The sequence below is a fragment of the Streptomyces sp. CNZ301 genome, assembly GCF_004217425.1.
Genome location: NZ_SHLG01000002.1, coordinates 419,787 through 435,528, shown reverse-complemented (window position 1 = coordinate 435,528; position 15,742 = coordinate 419,787). Strand labels below are relative to the sequence as shown.

The 15,742-nt window shown below is 71.1% G+C and carries 14 protein-coding genes; 8 read left to right on the top strand and 6 right to left on the bottom strand.

Features of this window, described 5'->3' with window-relative positions; genetic code table 11:
* Positions 1-164 precede the first annotated feature (164 nt).
* The 5 genes from EV375_RS26085 to EV375_RS26065 all read left to right on the top strand — a co-directional run bounded on the left by EV375_RS26085 (position 165) and on the right by EV375_RS26065 (position 7,159).
* Complete coding sequence (locus EV375_RS26085; RefSeq protein ID WP_130302388.1) at positions 165-1,337, top strand: CaiB/BaiF CoA transferase family protein; 1,173 nt, start codon at positions 165-167, stop codon at positions 1,335-1,337.
* Positions 1,334-2,359, top strand: coding sequence for an LLM class F420-dependent oxidoreductase (locus tag EV375_RS26080; protein ID WP_130302387.1), 1,026 nt, complete (start codon positions 1,334-1,336; stop codon positions 2,357-2,359). Before EV375_RS26085 ends, EV375_RS26080 begins: the two co-directional genes overlap by 4 nt.
* 119 nt (positions 2,360-2,478) lie before the next feature.
* Positions 2,479-3,621 carry an acyl-CoA dehydrogenase family protein gene (locus EV375_RS26075; protein ID WP_130302386.1) on the top strand — a complete coding sequence of 381 codons (1,143 nt, stop codon included), beginning with the start codon at positions 2,479-2,481 and terminating at the stop codon, positions 3,619-3,621.
* Positions 3,622-3,669: 48 nt separating this feature from the next.
* A complete protein-coding gene (locus EV375_RS26070) occupies positions 3,670-4,884 on the top strand; it encodes an acetyl-CoA C-acetyltransferase (RefSeq protein ID WP_130302385.1) in 1,215 nt (404 codons plus the stop codon).
* A 94-nt stretch (positions 4,885-4,978) separates the two neighbouring features.
* On the top strand, positions 4,979-7,159 hold the full coding sequence (locus EV375_RS26065) for a 3-hydroxyacyl-CoA dehydrogenase NAD-binding domain-containing protein (RefSeq protein WP_130302384.1): 2,181 nt from the start codon (positions 4,979-4,981) through the stop codon (positions 7,157-7,159).
* Here the strand turns inward: EV375_RS26065 and EV375_RS26060 are convergent, their stop codons facing one another.
* The gene (locus EV375_RS26060) at positions 7,160-7,924 is read right to left on the bottom strand and encodes a MerR family transcriptional regulator (protein ID WP_130302383.1); all 765 of its coding nucleotides are present in this window, start codon (positions 7,922-7,924) and stop codon (positions 7,160-7,162) included.
* Positions 7,925-7,992: 68 nt separating this feature from the next.
* Between EV375_RS26060 and EV375_RS26055 the strand changes: the two genes are divergently transcribed.
* Positions 7,993-8,862: an AMP-binding protein gene (locus tag EV375_RS26055; protein WP_486588874.1), complete on the top strand. Its 870-nt coding sequence runs from the start codon at positions 7,993-7,995 to the stop codon at positions 8,860-8,862.
* Positions 8,863-8,932: 70 nt separating this feature from the next.
* Here EV375_RS26055 and EV375_RS26050 read toward each other — a convergent pair whose 3' ends face one another.
* From EV375_RS26050 to EV375_RS26030, 5 genes are all read right to left on the bottom strand, one after another.
* On the bottom strand, positions 8,933-10,132 hold the full coding sequence (locus EV375_RS26050; protein ID WP_130302889.1) for a cytochrome P450 family protein: 1,200 nt from the start codon (positions 10,130-10,132) through the stop codon (positions 8,933-8,935).
* Positions 10,133-10,242: 110 nt separating this feature from the next.
* Positions 10,243-10,857 (bottom strand): ATP/GTP-binding protein, encoded by a 615-nt coding sequence (locus EV375_RS26045; protein WP_130302382.1) that lies wholly within the window; start codon positions 10,855-10,857, stop codon positions 10,243-10,245.
* Positions 10,838-11,194, bottom strand: coding sequence for a DUF742 domain-containing protein (locus EV375_RS26040; protein ID WP_130302381.1), 357 nt, complete (start codon positions 11,192-11,194; stop codon positions 10,838-10,840). Before EV375_RS26040 ends, EV375_RS26045 begins: the two co-directional genes overlap by 20 nt.
* On the bottom strand, positions 11,191-11,607 hold the full coding sequence (locus tag EV375_RS26035) for a roadblock/LC7 domain-containing protein (protein WP_130302380.1): 417 nt from the start codon (positions 11,605-11,607) through the stop codon (positions 11,191-11,193). The genes EV375_RS26040 and EV375_RS26035 overlap by 4 nt, the downstream gene beginning before the upstream one ends.
* Positions 11,604-13,304: an ATP-binding protein gene (locus EV375_RS26030; RefSeq protein ID WP_130302379.1), complete on the bottom strand. Its 1,701-nt coding sequence runs from the start codon at positions 13,302-13,304 to the stop codon at positions 11,604-11,606. The genes EV375_RS26035 and EV375_RS26030 overlap by 4 nt, the downstream gene beginning before the upstream one ends.
* Before the next feature lie 587 nt (positions 13,305-13,891).
* Here EV375_RS26030 and EV375_RS26025 point away from each other — a divergent pair.
* The gene (locus EV375_RS26025) at positions 13,892-14,806 is read left to right on the top strand and encodes an oxygenase MpaB family protein (protein WP_130302378.1); all 915 of its coding nucleotides are present in this window, start codon (positions 13,892-13,894) and stop codon (positions 14,804-14,806) included.
* A gap of 131 nt (positions 14,807-14,937) precedes the next feature.
* Complete coding sequence (locus tag EV375_RS26020) at positions 14,938-15,723, top strand: VOC family protein (RefSeq protein ID WP_130302377.1); 786 nt, start codon at positions 14,938-14,940, stop codon at positions 15,721-15,723.
* The last annotated feature ends 19 nt before the right edge of the window (positions 15,724-15,742 follow it).

The window sequence follows — 15,742 nt, the reverse complement described above, 5'->3', positions numbered from 1 at the left end:
CCGGCACCGGCCCGAAGTGCCGCCCGGGAGGCTTGTATTCCGTGTGGCGCATGCCACGGCGCGGCCGCTGCTCCGCCTGCCGCCCGGGCTTGTGGAATGGGCAACGCGTCCTTAGCATCACCGGTGTTACATCAGTTGTGTCAAAGTGTCAGAGGGCGGGCGTGATGGCAGCAGCGGCGTCGTACGGCGAGGGCCCGCTCCGCGGTGTACGCGTCGTGGAACTGGCCGGCATCGGCCCGGGACCCTTCGCTGCGATGGTGCTCGGTGACCTGGGCGCGGACGTGGTGCGCGTCGACCGCCCCGGCGGCGCCGCACTGGGAATCGACCCCGCCAGCGACGTCACCAACCGCAACAAGCGTTCCGTGACGCTGGACCTGAAGGACGCGGACGGCCTCGCGAGCGCCCTCGACCTGGTCGAGCGCGCCGACGTCCTCATCGAGGGCAACCGGCCCGGCGTCGCCGAACGCCTCGGCGTCGGCCCGGACGCCTGCCTCGCGCGCAACCCCGCCCTCGTCTACGCACGCATGACGGGCTGGGGCCAGGACGGACCGCTCGCGTCGCGCGCCGGTCACGACATCGGGTACATCGCCGTGACGGGCGCGCTCGGGATGACCGGTCCCGCCGAGGGCCCTCCGTACGCCGCCGCCAACCTGCTGGGGGACTACGCGGGAGGTTCGCTCTACCTGGTGATCGGCGTGCTGGCGGCCCTCCAGCACGCGCGCGCTCCGGACGGACGCGGCCAGGTCGTCGACGCCGCCATCGTCGACGGCACGAGCCACCTCACGGCCATGATCCACGGGATGCTCGCCGCCGGTGCGTGGCAGGACCGGCGGGGTGCCAATCTGCTCGACGGCGCCGCGCCCTTCTACGGCACCTACGAGACGGCCGACGGCGGTTTCATGGCCGTGGGCGCGCTGGAGCCCCGGTTCTACGGGGAGTTCACGAGGCTCCTCGGTCTCGGGGACGAGGCGCCCGGCCGCGACGACCCCGCCGCCTGGGGGGAGTTGCGCGCCGCCGTCGCGGACCGCTTCAGGACCCGTACGAGGGACGAGTGGGACGAGGTCTTCCGCGATTCGGACGCCTGCGTCGCCCCCGTGCTCTCCCTGCGGGAAGCTCCCCGGCACCCTCACCTGGCCGCCCGCGGCACCTTCGTCGAACACGCCGGAATCACCCAGCCCGCACCGGCGCCGCGCTTCTCCGCGACTCCGGCCGCGGTCTCCCGGCCGCCCGCGCTGCCCGGTGCCGACGCCGCCGAGGTGGCCCGCGACTGGCAGCTGCCCGCACTCGCCGGGCATGCCCCCTCCGACTCCGACCCCGCCAAGGACAGTGACGCATGAAGATCGCCACGCCCCTCCAGTACGCCGACAATCCCCGCACGGCAGCCGAAGAGGTCGTGAAGCTGGAGGCCGCCGGCCTCGACGCCGTGTGGGTCGCCGAGGCGTACGGGTTCGACTCGCCCACCGTCATGGGCTACATCGCCGCCCGCACCGAGCGCATGCTCATCGGCGCGGGCATCCTCAACGTCTACTCCCGCACCCCCGCGCTCATCGCCCAGACCGGCGCCGGCCTGGACGTCCTCTCCGAGGGGCGCGCGCTGCTGGGCCTCGGCGCCTCGGGGCCGCAGGTCGTCGAGGGCTGGCACGGCAAGGCGTACGACAAGCCGCTGGGCCGCACCCGGGAGACCGTCGAACTGTGCCGGCGCATCTGGCGGCGCGAGGTCATCGACCACCACGGCATCACCGACATGCCGCTGCCCGCCGAGAAGGGCGGCAAGCTGGGCAAGCCGCTGAAGTTCCTCAACCGGCCGCAGCGGGAGGAGATCCCCCTCTACATCGCCTCCCTCGGCCCGGCGAACGTCCGGATGACCGCCGAGATCGCCGACGGCTGGCTGCCGCACCTCTTCGTCCCGGAGAAGGCGGAGCAGGTGTGGGGCACCGCGCTGGCGGAGGGCACCGCGCTGCGCGCACCGGAACGCGGTCCCCTGGAGATCTCCGCGGGCACCCTCCTGGCCATCGGTGAGGACGCGGCGGCCGTCCGGGAGTCCGTGCGGCCCCTGATCGCCCTGTACATCGGGGGCATGGGCGCAAAGGGCAGGAACTTCTACAACGATGTGGCCCGGGCGTACGGTTATGAGGAGGCGGCCGAGAAGGTGCAGGACCTCTACCTCGCGGGAAAGAAGCGGGAGGCGGAGGCCGCGGTTCCCGCCGAGTTCTGTGAGCTGGTCTCCCTCTGCGGCCCCGAGAGCTACGTGCGTGAGCGCGTCGAGGCGTTCCGCGAGGCCGGGGTGACGATGCTCAACGTGACGCCCGTCGGGCCCGACCCGGCCGCTCTGATCGAGAAGGTCAAGGGCTGGCTCTGACGGAGCCGTCGTCCGGTCCGACACCGCGATCGCCACGGAGCGTGCGACACGGCGTACGGGGTGAACAGGCGAGACGTGCAGAGCGACCACGCGAAGGCTCGAAGGGGAGCACCGACCACATGAAGCGCCAGATCTTCACCGAGGACCACGAAGCGTTCCGGCAGACCGTCCGCACCTTCCTGGCCAAGGAGGTCGAGCCGCACTACGAGCAGTGGGAGAAGGACGGCATCGTCTCCCGCGACGCGTGGCTCGCGGCCGGCCGCCAGGGCCTGCTCGGTCTCGCCGTCCCCGAGGAGTACGGAGGCGGCGGCACCGGCGACTTCCGGTACGCCGCAGTGCTCGGCGAGGAATTCGCCCGCGCGGGCGCCTCGGGCATCGCCCTGGGCCTGCACAACGACATCATCGGCCCGTATCTGACGTCTCTGGCGACGGACGAGCAGAAGCGCCGCTGGCTCCCCGGCTTCTGCTCCGGCGAGATCATCACCGCCATCGCCATGACGGAACCCGGCGCCGGCTCCGACCTCCAGGGCATCCGTACGACCGCGGAGGACAAGGGCGACCACTGGGTGCTGAACGGCTCCAAGACCTTCATCTCCAACGGCATCCTCGCCGACCTGGTGATCGTCGTGGCACGTACGAAGCCCGAGGGCGGCGCGAAGGGCCTGAGCCTCCTCGTCGTCGAACGGGGCACGGAGGGGTTCGAGCGGGGCCGCAACCTCGACAAGATCGGCCAGAAGTCGCAGGACACCGCCGAGCTGTTCTTCAACGACGTGCACGTGCCCAAGGAGAACCTCCTCGGCGAACTGCACGGGGCCTTCGTCCATCTGATGACCAACCTCGCGCAGGAGCGGCTGGCCATCGCGGTCGGAGCGATCGCCGGCGCCGAGGAGGTCCTCGGGCAGACGACCCGGTACGTGAAGGAGCGGGAGGCGTTCGGACGGCCGCTCGCCAGGCTCCAGCACGTCCGGTTCGAGATCGCCGAGCTCGCCACGGAGTGCGCCGTGACCCGCGCCTTCCTCGACCGCTGCATCGAGGACCACTCGAAGGGCGAACTGGACGCCGCCCACGCGTCCATGGCCAAGTGGTGGGCGACGGAACTGCAGAAGCGCGTCACCGACCGCTGTCTCCAACTGCACGGCGGCTACGGCTACATGAACGAATTCCCCGTCGCCCGTGCCTACACCGACGGGCGCATCCAGACGATCTACGGCGGCACGACCGAGATCATGAAAGAGATCATCGGCCGCTCGATCCTCGACTGAACCGGCCCCGACCCGCCCGATCCGCCACGCACCGAAAGGCTGCCGATCTTGAGCACCGAAGCGTACATCTACGACGCGATCCGCACCCCGCGCGGCCGCGGCAAGGCCAACGGCGCCCTGCACGGGACCAAGCCCATCGACCTGGTCGTCGGCCTCATCCACGAACTGCGCCGCCGTCACCCCGGCATGGACCCGGCCGCGATCGACGACATCGTGCTCGGAGTCGTCAGCCCCATCGGGGACCAGGGTTCCGACATCGCCAAGACCGCCGCCATCGCCGCCGGGCTCCCAGACACCGTCGCGGGCGTCCAGGAGAACCGCTTCTGTGCCTCCGGCCTCGAAGCCGTCAACCTCGCGGCGGCGAAGGTGCGTTCGGGGTGGGAGGACCTGATCCTGGCGGGCGGCGTCGAGTCGATGTCCCGCGTGCCGATGGGCTCCGACGGCGGCGCATGGCACATGGACCCCCTGACGAGCCTGGAGACGGGCTTCGTGCCCCAGGGCATCGGCGCCGACCTCATCGCCACCATCGAGGGCTTCTCGCGCCGCGACGTGGACGAATACGCCGCCCGCTCGCAGGAGTTGGCAACCGAGGCGTGGAAGGACGGCCGTTTCGACCGTTCCGTCATCCCCGTGCTCGACCGAAACGGCATGACCGTCCTCGACCGCGACGAGCACATCCGGCCGGGCACGACGGCCGACTCCCTCGCCGGGCTGAAGCCGTCCTTCAAGGACATCGGTGAGATGGGCGGCTTCGACGCGGTGGCGCTGCAGAAGTACCACTGGGTGGAGGAGATCGACCACGTCCACCACGCGGGCAACTCCTCCGGCATCGTCGACGGAAGCGCCCTCGTCGCCGTCGGCAGCGAGGAGGTCGGACAGCGCTACGGGCTGCGCCCCCGCGCGCGCATCCTCTCCGCAGCCGTCTCCGGCGCCGACCCCACCATCATGCTGACCGGGCCCGCGCCCGCCTCCCGCAAGGCCCTCGCCAAGGCCGGGCTGACGGCGGCCGACATGGACCTGGTCGAGATGAACGAGGCGTTCGCGGCGGTGGTGCTGCGCTTCGCCCGTGACATGGAACTGCCGCTGGAGAAGGTCAACGTCAACGGCGGCGCCATCGCCATGGGTCACCCGCTGGGCGCCACGGGCGCGATGCTGCTGGGCACCCTCGTGGACGAGCTGGAGCGCCGCGACCAGCGCTACGGCCTGGTCACCCTGTGCGTCGGCGGAGGCATGGGCAGCGCCACCGTCATCGAACGGCTCTGACTGCCCGACCGGAAGCGGCCACCACCGCGGGAGCGCCGACTCCCGCACCGCGCCCACCGCCATCCCGCCCTCACGTACGGAGAGAAAACCCACCATGCCTGAGTCCACGACCATCCGCTGGGAACAGGACGGGTCCGGCGTCGTCACCCTCGTGCTGGACGACCCGGACCAGTCCGCGAACACCATGAACGCCGCGTTCAAGGAGTCGCTCGGCGTCATCGCCGACCGCCTGGAGCGCGAGAACGAGGCGGGCAACCTCCGCGGCGTCATCTTCACCTCAGCCAAGAAGACCTTCTTCGCCGGCGGCGACCTCAACGACCTCATCCGCGCCCGCCCCGAGGACGCCCAGGAGGTCTTCGAGGGCAGCATGGAGCTCAAGCGAGACCTGCGGCGCATCGAGACCCTCGGCAAGCCCGTCGTCGCGGCGATCAACGGTGCCGCGCTCGGCGGGGGCTTCGAGATCACGCTCGCCTGCCACCACCGTGTCGCCCTCGACGCGAAGGGCTCCAAGATCGGCTGTCCGGAAGCCACTCTCGGCCTGCTTCCCGCAGCCGGCGGTGTGACGCGTACCGTCCGTCTGCTGGGGATCGCGGACGCGCTGCTCAACGTGCTGCTCCAGGGGCAGCAGTACTTCCCGGCCAAGGCCAAGGAGAAGGGCCTCGTCCACGAGGTCGTGGACAGCGAGGAAGCCATGCTGGCCGCCGCCCACGCCTTCATCGACGCCAACCCGGAGTCCGTGCAGCCCTGGGACGTGAAGGGCTACAAGATCCCCGGCGGCACCCCGTCGAGCCCGAAGCTCGCCGCCAACCTCCCTGCCTTCCCGGCCAACTTGAGGAAGCAGACCGGCGGTGCCCCCTACCCCGCCCAGCACAACATCCTGGCCGCGGCGGTCGAGGGCGCCCAGGTCGACTTCGAACTCGCCCAGGTCATCGAGGCCCGCTACTTCGTCGAGCTGGTCACCGGCCAGATCTCGAAGAACATGATCCAGGCGTTCTTCTTCGACATGCAGGCCGTCAACGCGGGGCGCAGCCGCCCCAAGGGCATCGAGTCCCGCCCCGTCCGGAAGGTGGCCGTTCTCGGCGCCGGCATGATGGGCGCGGGCATCGCCTACTCCTGCGCGAAGGCCGGCATCGACGTCGTCCTCAAGGACGTCTCCCTGGAGGCCGCCGAGAAGGGCAAGCGCTACTCGGAGGGCCTGCTGGAGAAGGCGCTGAAGCGAGGTCGTACGACGGAGGCGAAGCGGGACGAGGTGCTCGCCCGCATCACACCCGCCGCGGAACCGCAGGCCGTCGCGGGCTGCGACGCCGTCATCGAGGCGGTCTTCGAGGACCCGGCGCTCAAGCACAAGGTCTTCCAGGAGATCCAGGACATCGTCGAGCCCGGCGCCCTGCTGTGCTCCAACACCTCCACGCTGCCCATCACCGCCCTCGCCGAAGGCGTCGAGCGCCAGGCCGACTTCATCGGGCTGCACTTCTTCTCACCCGTCGACAAGATGCCGCTGGTGGAGATCATCAAGGGCCGCAGCACGGGGGACGAGGCCCTCGCGCGCGCCTTCGACCTGGTGCAGCAGATCAAGAAGACCCCGATCGTCGTCAACGACTCCCGCGGCTTCTTCACCTCGCGGGTCATCGGGCACTTCATCAACGAGGGAGTCGCCCTCGTCGGCGAGGGCGTGGAGCCCGCGACCGTCGAGCAGGCGGCAGCGCAGGCCGGTTACCCCGCCAAGGTGCTCTCGCTGATGGACGAGCTCACCCTCACCCTGCCCCGCAAGATCCGCGAGGAGACCAGGCGCGGACTGGAGGCCGAGGGCGTGGAGTGGAAGCCGCACCCGGCGGACGCCGTCATCGACAGGATGGTCGACGAGTTCGGGCGCACGGGCCGCAGCGGAGGGGCCGGCTTCTACGACTACGGCGAGGACGGCAAGCGCGGCAGGCTCTGGCCGGGCCTTCGTGAGCACTTCAAGAAGGACGCCGACCCCGGCATCCCGTTCGAGGACATGAAGGAACGGATGCTCTTCGCAGAGGCGCTGGACACCGTCCGGCTCTTCGAGGAGGGCGTGCTGACCTCCGTCGCCGACGCCAACGTCGGCTCCATCCTGGGCATCGGCTTCCCGCCGTGGACGGGCGGCGTCATCCAGTACATCAACGGCTACGAGGGCGGCCCCGCCGGGTTCGTGGAGCGCGCCCGCGAGCTCCAGGAGCGCTACGGCGACCGTTTCGCCGTGCCGGACCTCCTCGCGGAGAAGGCCGGCAAGGGCGAGTTCTTCAAGGACTGACTAGCCGGGGGACTGCGGGGCGCGCCCCTTCGGGAACGCGCCCCGCAGTTCCTCCTTGAGTGACCGCTGGAAAGCGGTCATCAGCGCCTGCACGACCATCGGCTGCATATGGGCCGACAGCGACTTCATCCGCTCGACCTGCTCCGGGTCGGCCTCGCGCGCCCGGTAGGGCTCCCACACCTCGTCCTTGAACAGGCGGCTCAACTCCCGCGCGGCTGCCCGCGCATGTTCCAGCATGGCTTCGCGCGCGGCCAGGATCGTCTCCTGCGACAGGGGCATGTCCAGCACCCGCACACCCAGGTGCAGCAGTGCGGGGTCCACGAGGAAGCGGGCCGGATCCTCCGTGGTCTCCAGGACGCCCATCGCGGTCAGCCGCTCCAGGTCGTCCTCCGTCAGCTCGCGGCCCACCCGCCGCTCGAGGACCTCCCGCGTCGCCTCGTCGACGGTGTCGGGCATCCAGGAGGCGACCATGGCCCGGTGGATCGCAAGGTCGTGCGGGTCGGTGTCCTCGGGCAGGCGCTGCAGGTAGCGCTCGATGGCCGCCAGCGTCATGCCCTGGTTCTGCAGTTCCTCGATCAGGGCCAGCCGGGAGAGGTGCGCCGGTCCGTAACGGCCGACCCTGCGCGCCCCGATGGTGGGCGGCGGGAGCAGGCCGCGGGTGCTGTAGAAGCGGATCGTGCGGACCGTGACGCCCGCCCGCGCGGCGAGCTCGTCCACGGTCAGGCTGTCCGCGCCCGCCTGGCCGTTCCGCTGCTGCTGCTCCATGCGCCCGTCTCCCTGACCCGGTCCGTTCCAACTGCGTTCAACAGTATTGCTGTCTCACCACTCTTGTACTGCAATGCCTCCCAGGGAGATCTACCGGCACCCCGGTCCGCCGCGAAGGCCGTGCACCGGGCACAGCCGTATCCAGCCCCGGAGGCCGCCGTCCCCACCACCTTGCGACTCACCGAAGCGGACCCGGCCGAAGTCACCGTCCCCGCACTGATGTTGCGCAACGCAGAGGACCACGGAGACCCGCCCGCCTGTCCTATCGGGAGCACGGTGAGAGCGGGGAGACCCACTGGGCCACCCTCACCTGGGCCGAGGCGCGTGAGAGCATCGCCAGGCTCGCCTCCGGGCCTGCCGCTCTCGGCATCGCCCGCGGCGATCACGTCCTGATGATGACGGGCAACCGCCCCGAGCATCGGCTGACCGATCTCGCCCTCACCCATCTCGGCGCCGTCCCCGTCTCCGACTCCGTCCCCGTCTCCGACTCCGTCTACGTGTCCAACTCGGTCTACGGCACGGCTGCGCCCGGCCGGATCGCGCACATCGTCGAGCACAGCCGCGCACGGCTGGCCGTGACCGAAGGGGCCGCGGAGTCGGTGAAATGGCAGCCGCTGCTGGACCGTCTCGTCGTCGTCGAACCGGACGCCGCCGCCGGGCACTTCCGCTGCATCCCCTACGCCGATCTGGACCGCCCCTACGACGCGGAGGTCTTCGAGCGCACCTGGCGCGAGACGCGCGCGACCGACCCCGCGACCGACCCCGTGACCGTCGTCTGCACCTCCGGGACCACCGGCGAGCTCCTCGGCGACGAATGGGGGTTGCAGACCGGCGAGTTGACGCCGTCGCTCCAGCTGCGGCGCCGCGCCCTGCGGGAGAAGTACGGGTCCGTCGTCGAGGAGCTTCACGGGCAGGGTGGGCGGACACCGGACGGCTGATCCGACGCCTCTCCCGCCGCGGCGCTCCCCGCCGGCGGGCCCGGCCGTCCCCGCCGCCGGACGGGAGCCGTCACCCGCCCACGGCGGAGGTGGGCGTGAAGGTGACCGGCAGCGCTTCGAGGCCGCGCAGGAAGGGCGAGGGGCGCCACGCCAACTCGGCCTCGTCCACGGCCAGGTCGACGTCCGGGAGCCGGTCCAGCAGCACCTCGATGCCCGTACGCGCTATGCCCTCGGCGATCTCCTGCGCCGGATAGGGGCAGCGGTGGGAGCCGTGCCCGAAGGAGAAGAAAGCGCTGTTGCCACCGGTGAAGGAGTGCTGGTCGGGGCGGATGTGCGGATCGGCGTTGGCCGCCGCGAAGCTGAGGACGAGCAGGTCGCCGCTCTGGATGAGCCTGCCGCCGAGCTGGGTGTCGCGCGTCGTCCAGCGCCCGGCGATGTTCTGCGTGGGCGTCTCCTCCCACAGCACTTCGTTCATCGCTTCGCCGACGCTGGCGCGTCCTCCGCCGAGGGAGGCGGCGAACCGGTCGTCGGTGAGCATCAGCCGCAGCGAGTTGCTGATCCAGTCGGCGGTGGGCTGATGGCCCGCGATCAGGGCGACCATCATGTCCTCCAGGATCTCCTCCGAGGAGAACTCGCCCGAGTTGGGATGCGTCTGCATCCGTGTGGCCACGTCGCCGGCCGGTGCGATGGCGCGGGAGCGCAGCAGTGTTCCCATGGCGCGCTGGAGATGCTGCCTGCCCTCGATCGCGCCGTCGGACCCGTCGACGACCGCGTTGATGCTGGGGACGAGCGCGGCTCCGTCCTCCGCGGTGAAGCCGAAGATCCGGGCCAGCACGAGGGCGGGGAGCTGCATGGCGTACTGGTCGACGAGGTCGGCCTCGGCGCTTCCGCAGTAGGCGTCGATGAGTTCGTCCGCGTGCTGTTCGGAGTGGGTGCGCAGCTCGAAGGGGTCGACCTCGCGTAGCGCGTCGCTCACCAGGGTCGAGCGGCGCTCGTGGCGCTCGCCCACCTCGTAGAGGATGGACGGCTGGCGGCCCACCATCGGCATCAGCGGCCAGTCCGGCGGTATCCGGTCCCACATGTTCCACACCGACGAATCACGGGTGAACAGCGCCGGGTTGCCGGTGATCTGGTGCAGCTCGCGGTAGCCGAGCACCAGCCAGGCGGGTATGTCGCCGAGCAGCGTCACGGGAGCGATCGGGCCGTGCTGCTCGCGCATCTCGCGGTAGAGCTTGCCCCGGTCCTCGCTGATGAAGCGGGGCCCGAACATGGGGACGGCGTCAGGGTGCACGGGGGCACCGGACGGGGGTGCGGTCCGCTCGTCGGCGGAGTCGCCGTACGCCCGGGGCTCCTCGGAGGCGGACTGCGGGTGCGGCGTGGTCACTGAGCGGTCTCCCGGGCGGAGGAGGACAGGGTGTACAGGTGGTTGACGAGGGTGATCAGCACTTCCTTGCTGGACGCGCGTGACCGGGCGTCGCATTCGATGAGCGGGATGTCGTCCGGCAGGTCGAGCGCGTCGCGCACGTCCTCCGCGGAGTGCTGGGGGCCGCCGAAGTCGTTGCGGGCCACGATGAAGGGCATGCCGTGCGCCTCGAGGCGGTCGATCGCGTACCAGGAGTCGGCGAGGCGGCGGGTGTCCACGAGCACGACCGCGCCGAGCGTGCCGGTGAAGAGCCGGTCCCACAGGAACCAGAAGCGCTCCTGGCCGGGTGCACCGAACAGGTAGAGCACCGTCCGCTCGTCGAGGCTGATGCGCCCGAAGTCGAAGGCGATCGTGGTTGTCGTCTTGGAGGGGACGCCGTCGGCGTCGTCGACGCCCACTCCCGCCCGCGTCATCGTCTCCTCGGTGTTGAGCGGACGTATGTCACTGACGGAGCGCACCATCGTGGTCTTGCCGACGCCGAAACCGCCGACGATGACGATCTTGAGGCCGTTGTCGGCGGTGCTGCGCAGTGGCGGGCGGGTTCCGGTCAGATCAGAGGTTGCGGAGTCCAACGAGCACCTGCTTCAGGATTTCTGGATCGGGGAGTTGATCCGCGGCTGCGGCCGTACGCGGATGGCGGGCGGTGATCCGGCCTGCGGCGTGCAGGTCGCCGAGGAGGATGCGGACGATGCTCACCGGCAGTCCGAGGTCCGAGGCGATCTCGACCACCGCCGTCGGCGAGCTGCAGATCCGGAGGATGGAGGCGTGTTCCGACTGCATCCCGGGGGTCGGCTCGCACTCGCTGACCACCAGCGTCACCAGGTCGAAGGCGTCGGTGCCGGACCGGCTGCGCCCGCCCGTGACGGTGTACAGCCGGTCCGGGTCGTCGTCCCGGCCCGGCCGTTTCATGCGGGGTCTCTGGTCTCGTCCTGCTGCCTGGGCGGCGTGGTGAGGTACTCGCTCAGCTGCTCCACGAGTTCGTTCATGTTGTGGCCGATGAGGCCCACGTCCGAGTCCTCCGTCGCCACCAGCGCGAGGTGGGCGCCGGAGCCGGCCTCCACCACGAAGAGGATGCCGCCGTAGAACTCCGCCATCGCCTGCCGCACGCCGCCGGTGCCGTTGCCGAACTCGACGGACGCGCCGTGCGAGAGGCTCTGGATGCCCGCGGAGATGGCGGCCAGCTGGTCGGCCTGGTCCATGTCGAGCTCCGAGGAGCTGCACAACTTCAGTCCGTCACGGGAGAGAACGAGGGCGTGACGTGCCCCCGGGGTCCGCCGCAGCAGACTCTCCAGCAGCCAGTCGAGCTTGCCGTCTGTGATCATTCGGTGTTGTCCTCCGGACGTGACGAGGAGGGGGAGGGGGACACGGAAGAAGCGTCGTCGGGCTTCTCCTGGACGGACGAACCGCCCTGCACGGCGCGGCGGAAGGCCCCGAACCGCGATCCCGACTGCTCCGACGATCTGGCCGGCTCGGCCGTCCTCCCCGCTTCGGGCGACGCGTTGCGCTGCCGCGAGGCCGCGAGTGTCTGCCCGCGGCGCCGCTTGGGCAGGCCGCGGGGACCGGCCTCGGTGGCCGAGGCGTGCTCGGGGGACGGTTCGGCGGAGCTCCCGGACGACAGGTCCAGGGTCTGCTCCGTGTGCCCCGGCCCCTCGCTCGCCGGGGCGGTCTCGGGGCGCCTGCGCCGGGGCAGTTCGGTACCGCTCCCGGGCTCCCGGCCGGGCAGGGACGACCCGTCCGAGGACCGGGGGAGCGGTTCTGACGGACGCGGCCCGGAGGGAGCGGCGCCGACGGGCGACGGACGCGGACCTGTGAGGGCACCGGAGTCGCGGGACCGTGCGGGCGCCGCGGTCTCGGGCTCCCGCTTCGCCGTGGTGATCAGTGTCTGCGGGATCATCAGCAGAACTCCCGTGCCTCCGTGCGCCGACGGGCGGAAGGAGACGGAGAGCTTGTGCTTGTGGGCCAGTCGTCCCACGACGGCGAGGCCGAGGCGTGTACCGGAGAGGTTCGTCAGGTCCAGCGACTCCGAGGAGACGGCCTGCTGGGCGCGTTCCAGGGCGACGTCACCCATGACGAGCCCCCCGTCCTCGACGGTGATGATGACACCGGCCGACGCCTCCTCCACGTACACGTGCACTTCGGAGGTCGGAGGCGAGAAATTGGCGGCGTTGTCCATGAGTTCGGCCAGCGCGTGCATCACGCCCTCGGCGGCGTGACCGGCCACCGCCAGGTCGCACGAGGAGTGCAGGCGTATGCGCTGGTAGCCGCTGATGCGTCCCATCGCGCCGCGCAGGATGCTCTCCATGACGATGGGCTTGGCCCAGCGGCGCCCGGTGCGGGCGCCGGTCAGCACGGCGATGGAGTCCGCGAGGCGTCCAGTCTGCGCCGTGCGGTGGTCCAGGTGCAGCAGGTCGCCCAGGACCTCCTCGTCGGAGTACTTGTGCTCCATCTCCCGCAGGTCCGCGGCCATGCTCGTGGCCAACGCCTGTACGCGGCCCGCCGCGTTGGCGCACGCGGCCATCGCGGCCGCGCGCATGCCCTCACCGCGGTGCACCTCGTTGGCGAGCGAGTGCAGCACGCGCTGATGGGTGGGGTTGGCGACGGTCGGTACGGCGGCGAGGGCGGTCTGCGCGGAGGCGCCGGAGCGGAGCCGCTCCACGAGGATCGGGACGACGACGTCCGCGAAGTGGGCCGCGACCGCCCGCTCGGCCTCGGCTTCGGCGTTCTGGTGCGCGACGAGGGCGCGCAGCCCGCGTGAGACGAGGATGCCGCGGGTGGCGACGGCGACCGCGACGCTCAGCGCGAGCGCTGCCGCGCCGCTGCCCCAGGCGATGCCGGGGCGTATGGACTGGGGTGCCGTGTGGACGGCCACCAGGCACGCCGGCCCCGTGAGCAGCACCGCGATCAGCAGCGCGAGTGCGGTGCCCGTTCCCGCTCTCGGCTTTCTCGGCGGCTGTCCGGATCCAGGGGCCGCTGCGCCGGGGGCGGGGCGTTTGCTGGGTGGGGAGGTCTCGGGGGTCATCAATCAGGGTCCTTGTGGGGACAGGTCCGGGCAGGGTGGGGAGTGGGCCACGACAGTCCGATCAGCGCCGCACCAATATAGGGGAGGCAGTGATCATTCATGGTCACAGGCCGAAAACATCTGATCAATCGCTCACCTACGTCCGCCCGTTCAGGATCCGCGGGGTTTGCAGGACCGGCCGCGGGGGCGGTAACTCCTGCCGATGGCTTTCCCGTTGGATGCCGTTCCCGCGCAGTGGACCGTCAAAGTGGCACTGCGCGCAAAATGCCGTTCCATGTCGTATCGGTCATGGCCGTGACCGCCCGTCAACTGCCTGCCTCGCGGGGGCGGTGTACCCGGCCGGTTGCCGTCCTCAGTCTGGCCATGGATGCCTCCCGTGGGAAGAGTCCGGCAGGTTCCGCATCGCGCTGCCGCCCCGTTGCGGGTCCACCCTCGGGCCTGCGGATCGGGCAGGGTCTCCGGAAAGCGGGCGCACTCCGATTCGGCGGACAGAACGGCCAGACAGTGGCGCAGCGCACGGAAAAGAACCCAACGGCCGCCGGCAGACGTACGCGCATTCCCCGACCGCCGGGAGCATCATGAACAAGATGAGCAGCACGAGCAGCGACCGCGGCGGCAGCACGGGCCCGGAGGGTGCCCGAACCGCCCGCGACGATCCCCGGCCGCCCCCTCCGGACGGCATGCTGTGGGACCTCGCGGGCGAGGTACGGGTGCTGCTGACGCTGCCGGCGGCCCTGACCATGCAGGTGGCGCACCCGGCCGTCAGCGCCGGCGTCGACGAGTACTCGGTCTTCCGCACCGACCCGTGGGGCCGGGCCGAGCGTTCCGTGGCCAGCGTGCAGCGCTGGGTCTACGGCGGCGGGGAGGCCGTCGAGGAGGGCCGCCGCCTGCGGCGCCTGCACCGGGACATCCAGGGAGTGGACGCGCACGGCCGCGGGTACCACGCCCTGACGCCCGCCAACTACGCCTGGGTGCACGCCACCGGCTTCCCCGTCTTCCAGCACTCCCGGCGCTACCTCGGTGGCCGCCCCTACACGCGGGACGAGGAGCGGCAGTTGTACGCGGAGTGGCTGCAGGTGGGGAGGGTCCTCGGCATCCAGGACCGCGACATGCCGCAGACCCTCGAGGAGTTCTGGCCGTACTACCGGCGGATGCTCCGCGAACAGGTGGAGAGGACCCTCGTCGTGGAGGAGCTGGTCTCCGTCGGCCGCAGGGTGCCCCCGCCCGACCGCGGCCCGCGCCCCGTGCGTGTGCTGCTGAGGCTCCTGTGGCCCGTGCTGCGGCCCGCGTTCGCCCGTTTCCAGCGCTTCGTGACCATCGGCTTCATGCCGCCGGACGCCCGCGAGGCGATCGGCCTGCCGTGGTCGCCGAGGCAGGAGCGGCGGCTGGTGCGCCTCGGGCGGGTGGCGGGCGCCCTGGTGCCGAGGCTCCCGGAGCGGCTGCGGTTCCTGCCCCCGGCGTACGCCGCCCGCAAGGCGTACCGGGAGGGCCGCCGCGCCTGACGGCTCGGCCTTGCCGCGGCGGGGATGCGGGTGAATTCGGGGCCCGCAGGGCGCCGGGGCGGCGTGGCGGAGGCGGCCCGGCACAGCCTCTCGGCACAGTGACCGGCACCGAGTCCCCACAAGGAGCTGTCATGCCCGAGGTAACTGAGAGGTACGAGCCAGGCGTCCCGTGCTGGGTCGATCTGATGGTCCCCGACCAGCAGGCGGCCCTCGACTTCTACAAGGATCTCTTCGGCTGGCAGGGCGAGATCGGGCCTCCGGAGACCGGCGGGTACTCGGTCTGCACCCTGCACGACAGGCCCGTCGCGGGCATCATGGCCACACCCGCCGAGGACGACCGGCCGGCGCCCCCTCCCGCGTGGACCATGTACCTGGCCACGGAGGATACGGACGCCGCGACGGAGCGCATCACGGACAACGGTGGCGCGTTGCTGGTGCCGCCCGTGGACGTGATGGACCTGGGGCGCATGGCCGTCGCCAAGGACCCGACGGGCGCGGTGTTCGGCCTGTGGCAGGCGAAGGAGTTCATCGGCGCGCAGACAGTCAACGAGCACGGCGCAGTGATCTGGAGCGAGCTCAACACCTCCGGCGTCGACGCCGCCACGTCCTTCTACCGCAACCTCGCCATCGATGCCGCGCCGATGGAAGGCGCCCCCGGCTACAACGCGCTCAACGCCGGGGGGAGGACGGTCGGGGGCATGCAGGGCCTGGAGAACTCGCCGCCCGGAACGCCCTCGCACTGGATCACGTACTTCGCGGTCGACGACACCGACAGCGTCGTCGACGCCCTGATCCGGGCGGGGGGCTCGGTGCTCGTGCCGCCGTTCGACATGATGGCGGGCCGCATGGCAGTCGTTCAGGACCCGCAGGGGGCGGCCTTCGCGCTCATCAGGCCCGTTCCGATGGGGAACGCCTGAGCCGGACGCAGACGGAGGG